Origin of the sequence: Indolivaga macrotermitis (assembly GCF_900128985.1) — a bacterium.
Lineage (GTDB): Bacteria > Bacteroidota > Bacteroidia > Bacteroidales > Dysgonomonadaceae > Dysgonomonas_A > Dysgonomonas_A macrotermitis.
The window spans coordinates 23,548-31,581 of sequence record NZ_FQUC01000025.1 but is presented as its reverse complement, the minus strand read 5'-3'; the positions used below and the strand labels follow the sequence as shown (position 1 = coordinate 31,581).

General features: G+C 39.3%; 4 protein-coding genes. All 4 read right to left on the bottom strand.

Annotation, left to right across the window (positions count from 1 at the left end):
- Nucleotides 1-246: 246 nt before the first annotated feature.
- Genes BUC12_RS19125 through BUC12_RS19110 form a run of 4 tightly spaced genes read right to left on the bottom strand, consistent with a single transcriptional unit; the run spans nt 247 to nt 8,025 of the window.
- Entirely contained in the window at nt 247-1,479 is a 1,233-nt protein-coding gene (locus tag BUC12_RS19125; RefSeq protein WP_062184807.1) for a glycoside hydrolase family 88 protein, read from the bottom strand.
- 51 nt (nt 1,480-1,530) lie between these two features.
- Nucleotides 1,531-4,272 carry a hypothetical protein gene (locus tag BUC12_RS19120; RefSeq protein WP_062184804.1) on the bottom strand — a complete coding sequence of 914 codons (2,742 nt, stop codon included), beginning with the start codon at nt 4,270-4,272 and terminating at the stop codon, nt 1,531-1,533.
- A gap of 24 nt (nt 4,273-4,296) precedes the next feature.
- Nucleotides 4,297-6,285, bottom strand: coding sequence for a glycoside hydrolase family 97 protein (locus BUC12_RS19115; protein WP_062184801.1), 1,989 nt, complete (start codon nt 6,283-6,285; stop codon nt 4,297-4,299).
- A 30-nt stretch (nt 6,286-6,315) separates the two neighbouring features.
- Nucleotides 6,316-8,025, bottom strand: a complete 1,710-nt coding sequence (locus BUC12_RS19110) for a glycoside hydrolase family 43 protein (RefSeq protein ID WP_082141955.1) — start codon at nt 8,023-8,025, stop codon at nt 6,316-6,318.
- Nucleotides 8,026-8,034 lie beyond the last annotated feature (9 nt).

Here is an 8,034-nt window from a genome sequence, read left to right as displayed (position 1 = left end):
AAATTATTAAATTAATTAAAGTCCAATATGAACTTTTTTTAACTGATTCTGTTTATGAAAGGTCAATGTGTTGATATGTTTTGGTTATAATTTTAGATCATCAAGTAAGCCTTCATTTTTTTTTCACTTGGACGATTTACAAGAACCTGAGAATATCCAGTCAGAGTGTTATACAATAATAAAATAGTATTGGTTTATTAATTTTCATCTTATCTATCAATCCTTCTATACTTTTATTACGAATTATTATTTGAAATTTTCAATAACTGATATTCCGTTCATCACTTTTTTATACCTTATCAAGGCTTCGATATAATAATAGTCTGCGTAGTTGATTGCAGCATCCACCTCTGATTTGTTTGGCCAATGTCCTACCGAATGTAGAAGGAATGAAGGTTTTGATTCTCTGCTTTGGAATTTGTCAGAAGAAAGCTCTATAAGCATATTTACTGCTGCATCTTTATATTCTTTTGCTTTTTGTGAATCATCTTCCAGTTGTGATAACTCAAGTAATCCCGAAGCGACTATAGCCGCCACTGAGGCATCCCGCGGTTCATTCGGTATATTAGGAGCGTCGAAATCCCAATATGGTACAAATTCGTCTTTTGGAAGACGGCTTAGATATAAATCAGTCACTTTTTCTGCAAAGCGCAGGAATTTCTTATCCTGTGTTTCACGATATACCATTGCGTAGCCGTATATAGCCCATGCTTGTCCCCTGGCCCAAAGTGTACTATCTGCATATCCCTGATGGGTAACACCTTTAATGAAATCTCCGGTTATGGTATCATATACTGCCACATGATAATTCCCGCCATCTTCCCGGAAATGGTATTTCATCGTTGTCTCCGCATGCTTTGTTGCAATATCGTAAAGTTTTTTATCTCCTCCGTTCTTAGCTGCCCAATATAACATTTCCAGATTTATCATATTATCCATAATGGTATTGTGAGGAGCAAACCGTCCATTGTCTACTTCACGGGGCCATGATAAAATAGTTCCTACCTTAGGGTTGAACAGGGTAGCAAGTGTATCGGCTGCATTGAGGATAATCTGTTTATATTTCTCATTACCAGTTAAACGGTAAGCGTTCCCATAACTGCAGAATATCTGGAAACCGAGGTCATGATCATAAGCCGGAAGTTTAATCAGGGGTTCCAGCAAGTCGGTATAGTATGTGGCCACATCTGCGTCATTGGTGTTTTTAGTATTCTCATAATTATACCAAAGGATTCCCGGCCAGAAACCGACTGTCCATTCACTGATTTCTATTGGACGCAGGTTCCACGAGGTTTCATTTGCCAGAATATTGCGAGGCATCATGTTTTTGCCTGAAATTTCAGATAGAGTCCTATTTATTTGATTGCTACAGTACGACAATTCGTTATTAAAATCTAATCCAGTATCTGTCTTTTTCTTCGAACAAGATAAAAAGATAATTGCTAACAGTAAAACTGTCAGTAAGTTTACTAGTCTCATAATATTGCTATTTATAAATTATTATTTTATTTAAAAATCAGATTATATTTCTCATAATTTTATCTTTTGATAACCGGTTTTGTCCACATTCACCTGCTTATTTCCTATTTTGGTAATAACAACTGATTTGTCGGAAGTAAAAAAGTATTCTCCATTTTTATATTCGAGTATAGCATTTACTTTTTCGTTAGAGATGATTGTCAATTCTTTTCCTTGTATTAATGTCCCATTTCCTAAAAAGAGTGTAAAATCATTACCCTTCTCACTTATCACGGCATAAGTTCCATTAGCAGCCATGTTGTTGTAAGACACATCCTCATCCTTTATTGAAGAGAATATATAATCCGTCCTTCCTGATTTGCTTTTTACTATTAATCCTACAAAGTCAGGAGAAACACCAGCGACATCAAACGATTCTATCGACTGGATAGATTTTCCTTCTTTTTCCGTAGTTGGTTCGAATATGGAAACAAAAGGATGGTTCCAAGCCTCGCCATGTTGACGGGCAGCAATAGTCAGATAAGGCGATTTATTTACCTCATACGGAAAATCATTATTATTGCGAAAAGCTTTGCATGGTGGAGCTTTAATGGAAAATACCTCGCGCCCTTCCTGTCCTTTCATCCATAGGTTCATATAAACATGATTGCCATTAGGGAAACTCATTTTCCAAATCGCTTGATAATCTTCGTTTGTTTTTGCAGACTTCTTATCCCACATATAGTCGAGGGCAAACAGATGTCCTCCGGCAAAAGCCATTTCATCACTAGGCTGCAAATTAAGATTTTCACCTTTCATATTTTGGATAAAAAGTTCCTGTCCTAAATTATGGTAGAAATAGTCGTGAAACTTATCTCCACTGCGTTGTTTCTTCGAACGGAAAATATCCACATAATAGCCTGTCGTTTCACTTGTGCTGATAATGCTTAACAAACGGTTCTGATCGCTGCGGCTTTCCGGTTCTAAGAAATACACATCCGAATATGTTATATCAGGATAATAACCTTCCTTTTGGTTCGATTCGGGATAGCTGCCCAATAAATCGAATGGATGATTACTCAGCATCTCAGGATATTTCGAGATACCATCTACCATTACCGTATTATGGGCAGGGAATTGCGAGTAATATTCCAGATAGGGTTTTTCGAAATAAGATGAGCCAATGCCCGATTCTGCACCTAGTATATAACCTTTACCGTATAGTTCCATCGCTACGCCGTTACTGTGTGCATGGTTACCATAAGAGGCATATTGGGATATCATCATACCGTTTTGCTTGTCATCGTATTTATTACGTTGTACAAACCAGCTTACATTCGGAGCATAAAATGTTTGTGTGATATAATCACCAGGTTTGCCTTTTTCTATATTCTTATCCAACACAAGCGGCTTGCTGGTAAAGAACGATGCAACCTGTGGGGCTAGCTTCTGTGCACCGGTATTTTGTTGTTCTGCATTTGGCTCAAACAACTTGTACATTCTGGTAAACAATACCTCTTTATCCTTAATGCCATGCTTTTGTGCCATACGGACCATATCGCTCATCGCTTCTGTATTAATACCTCCATAGTATGTATCACCAAAGGCTGTTATCTGCTTATTGGGGAACAAGTATTGAGGAAGCATTTCCACCGCTTTTTCCATTACAGGCATATATGGTAATAAATTCTGATTGAAAGTATTATCATAATCACGGATAAAATTAGTCAGGTCTTTGGTTACTCCCTGTGCATATCCGGGACATTCGTTCCATATGCCTGTATTGTAGTCGTAGCCGTATTTCATAAAGTCGGTCAGTGACCATTGACGGGCGGATGTCTTATTCAATATATAGTCGATATAATATTCGCGTCCTTTACCGTCTGTATAGTTCTTATTATCTTCTAAAACCATTGCCACTTTAAGTATAAACTTTGATTTATGAAGGTTCCAATTGTTATGGGGTACGCCATTTTTTATACTCAGGTCTATCCATTTTTTTAATGTAGAGTCATACATGCCCATCTTATCACTATGTTTTGTTTTTACATAAGGATGAATAAAATCATAGAGATAAGCTAGTTCATTGAGAATACGTTCCTGTATTACTTCGAATGTGGACATTCCAACAAGTGTCTGCGCATGACCGTTACCTAGGTCTATCGGTTCGCTACGATAGTACATGCCTGTCATATAGGTATCAAACAGGTCGAAAGCAAATTTGGCATATTTTTCATCATCGGTAATCCAGTATATAAATGCTGCATCTTTGCCGATTCGCATGATTTCTTCATTGACACTTTCTATACTGGAGCCTGATACATTTGATTGGTCTACCCATTCTAAAGGTCTTCCTTCTTTTGATGAATTATGAAAGTACACCCCTCTGGTATCGTCCATGTAAGGAACAATATCTTCTATCTTCGGACGACTGAAAGATGAACTTATCCCACGTGTGCTACCGAAACGGACAGTAGGAACAGGCGCTTTGCCCTCGGCATGGGAATAAGCTCCACCATTGATATATACCTGTGTAGCATGGCTTTCCCAGTACATCATCAGTCGTGAATAAAGCCAGTCGGGTTCTTTTTGTGTTTTCTCTACATAGGGATTTATCCTGTCTAAAATCCCTTGCATTACCTCTTTTGCCCATATATCTTGCTTTAGCTGCTTTTCCAATTGGGGCTTGTAATCATCAGTAGCCATTAGGCAGGGATGACCTTGTGGAAGATTCGATGGTAATGGAATCTGCTGCCCATAAACCGAATTACAGACGAAGATAAATAATAGTAGTATGATAGGTAGCTTTCTCATGGTTCGCTTTAGTCTTTTCTTCTTTTATAAAATCTGATTTTTCTTGTATGCTTTATTTTTCTTTACATCTTCTTTTGTTGCAGGAGTAAAATGTATAGCACAACCACCGCTTGCTTTTAGCCGGAATTGCAGACTGGATGTATTGTCTACAATCAGCCGGGTAACTTTTACTTTTGTTTTGGTTTCTATCTTATCGTCATCCGTGTAGATGTTAGCGATATATTTTTGTCCTTCGTCAAGGAAAGAAAGGGGAGTAACAATGCTGCGAGCCTCGTTATTACCTATTGTACCTAAAAACCAATCTTCACCACTGCGGCGCGCAATCGTAACAAACTCCCCTATATCTCCATCTATTGCTTTCGTATCGTCCCAAAGTGTTTTTACTTTGTCAAAGAACTCTATTTCGGGTTCTCCGGTATATGCCGATGGCTGATCGTACCAGTACAGGAACTGTAACGGGCTGTAATAAACGGCAGCCATTGCCAGTTGATGGGCATGAGTCGTTTTTATCCTGTTGTTGTAATAACAAATTGTATAATCCCCCGCGCCTGCAAGGAAACGTGTAAACGGCAATATCGTATTATGTGTTGCATCCGGCATTTCCTCATTCCCTCGAATTCCTTCCTGAGTCATAAGATTGGGATAGGTACGGCTGAAACCTGTGGGGCGGTATTCATCGTGAATATCAACCAGCATTTCATATTCGGCACATTTTCTTACGGCATCATGCAGCCATGTACTCCAATGCTGATTGCCAATTTGTACAAAACCGAATTTAATACCCTTAATACCCCATTTTTTATAAAGAGGGAGTATTTCATCCAACTGCTGTACAAGTGCACGCTGATTGACATATACCATCAGGCCGATGCCTTTCGATGAAGCATAGGCAGCCAATGCCGGGATATCGAAATCTTTGTTTTCGGCAACTGTTGTGGCATCTGAACTCATACTCATTTCAGGTCCATACCAGCCTGCATCGATGTGAATATATTGAAGACCACGTTCGGCAGCAAAGTCAACACATTTTTTAGCGTCTTCCTGTGTCAGTTTAGCAACACGCATTACTTTTCCGGGTTTTATCCATGAGGTATCTTTTATCTTATTTTCGGGATTAAGATTTAATATTATATCGTTGTTAGCTATCAGGTCGGTTGCCTTTTCTGCTGCCATAATTACACGCCAGGGAGTGCTATATGGAGTGATAACGTCCACTGAACTATATAATGATGCCTGTAATGTATTTGCTTTTTTATCATTCAGTCGGAATTTCATACGGGCATAATCGATCATTTCTGCTTCGCCAAGAGCAACTGTTAATCCATTTTGCAGTTTCATCGTTAAAGGGCGCTCGCACTCGTCTGTCCAGTCTTTCAAAGGCAAAAGCGAATATGGCCCTTGTGCCCAGCGCTCATAATATGCCATTGTACCTTCGGGTAATGTGAACTGTGTTTGTTCTCCGGTTATATGAAGGAATAATCCGTTTGTCGCTTCAGGGAAGTGATAACGGAACGCAATTCCGTCGTTATAGGCACGGATAATAAAGTTCATCATATAGTACCGGCGTTTGTCGTACCCCCCTTCATGTTCTCCTGTATTTTCACCGGATTTGAAGAATTTGAGAGTTAATTCATTGTAATGGTCTCGAATAGTAGCGTGTTCTCCATATACAGGTTTCCATACAGTATTTACATTATTTACTGTTTTTCCTGTCAGGGTAAGGTTTTCTCCCCATATTTTAAAAGTATCGTTTGGGATAGCTAACGCTGATTCAAATAGTTGATTTTCTATTAATACACCTAATTCTGATTCTTCGATAACGGTTTTGTTATTATATGAGAGAGTATAATAGAGCTGTTTTTCCCCTTTTGGAAATTCTTTCTGATAAGTATCGAAGACATATTTACCGTCCGGAGACGTTACCTGTGACCGGGTAGACTCTATAATGATTTGAGCTTGCAGCCCAATTGTGAATAAACAAAACAAAATCAAAATATTTAATAGTTTCTTCATTATTCAAGAACGTTTTTATGGGATGATTTTTTAGTTATTGCTTACATCATATTTAAACCAGTCAATATCTATAAAACCGGCATCTGCGTTATCGTTATAAGTATAGATACCAATCATATCCCCTCTGAAATTGGCTGGTGTCAATTTATAATGGTTTCCCAATGTTGTGAAATTAAAACCATCGAGGCTGTATTGGAAACTTGCCATATTGTCGAATCCGACACAAGTTCGTAAATAGATTGTTTTTTGACCTGATTCCAATCTGTTGCCATCTACGATTTTTCCATTAGACTCATATTTCAATCTTTTATTATTCTTCCCATGCATTACCAATCCGATCGAAGCGTAAAATTTACCTCCATTAAAGTGGGCAAGCCCTGCATTTTGTCCGTCAGCCATATTATCAATATCAATTTTCACTGTTACAACAACAGTGTCGCTACGCATATAGCGTTGATTGATTGTATTTCCGGCTTTGAAAAAACCTCCTTTATCTACAGTTGGAAATGCATGTAACCGAAGATAGCCTGGCCTCTCATTGAGTGACCATCGGTTATTTCTAGGCTGATGATTCCACATCCAGCGTAAATTGAGTTGTTTATTGTCGAAGTCATCGCTACCATGGGGTAATGAAGTTGGATAGCCATCAATGGGTTTTGGCAATTGCCAAGCCATCTGTCCTTCCATATTATTTATTTGCGAACCTATTACCGGCCAATCATCAATCCATGTTACTGGTAATAAGCAGGGAGGTCTGCCTTCGGCCCCGTCTTTGGTAAATTGTCCCATCCAATACCATTGCCCTTCGGGTGTGCTCACATAACCGCCTTGTCCGGGCAATCGCAAATTATCCCGGCTTGTGACTTTTTCTACCACATGAACATCGTATTTTCCAGGAACTCCCGGCTTGCCGGGGCTACCATCGGGCAATGTTCCATAGAGATTTTTTGAACGGAAAATATAAGTACCTTCACCCTGCCCCTGATTTGTAAATTCAATATGCTGGAGATAATAATAGCCGTTGCGCTTAAATATTCGGTTTCCTTCGCTGGAATGATAGGGTGATATCACCGTCCCTCCATCGGGATACTGATACAACACATTACTTTGTGCCAGATGTGCCGAATCGGCATCTAGTAAGGTTGTTCCATCGGCAGACATCTGGAATATGTAGCTATACCAATAGTCGCGTCCCGGACGGCTACTAACCAGATAAGCCTTGCCGTCCTCGTCCCAAAACGGACAAGGATCGCTCCACCTTGTTACTTTTAGCGGCTTACCGTTTTTATCTCTTATATACCTGCTTTTCCACGGACCTTTAGCGTTGATTGCCGTAGCCACATAAAATCCATCGGTGTACAAATTTACGTAGATGTAAAATGTATTATTGTGATAAGTAATTGTGGGGGCATAGGCTCCGCCATTGTAGCGCTCCATGCGTTTAACGCTATAGGCACTGTCTACCGCAACTAAATCAGTCAATGCAGCTCCAACAATTTTCCAGTTCACGAGGTCTTTAGAATGCAAAACCGAAACGCCCGGATAGCTCTCGAAAGTAGAGGAAACCATATAATAATCATCGCCTACGCGCACCGGATCGGGATCACTGAAATCAGCGGCGATTACCGGGTTGCGGAATGTTCCATCCCCTTGATCACCCCATTTTCCTGTTTGTTGAGCTATTGAAATTTGGCAACACATGGAAAGCGAAAGAAATAGATATGTATATATTTGTTTCATTTTTAGTCA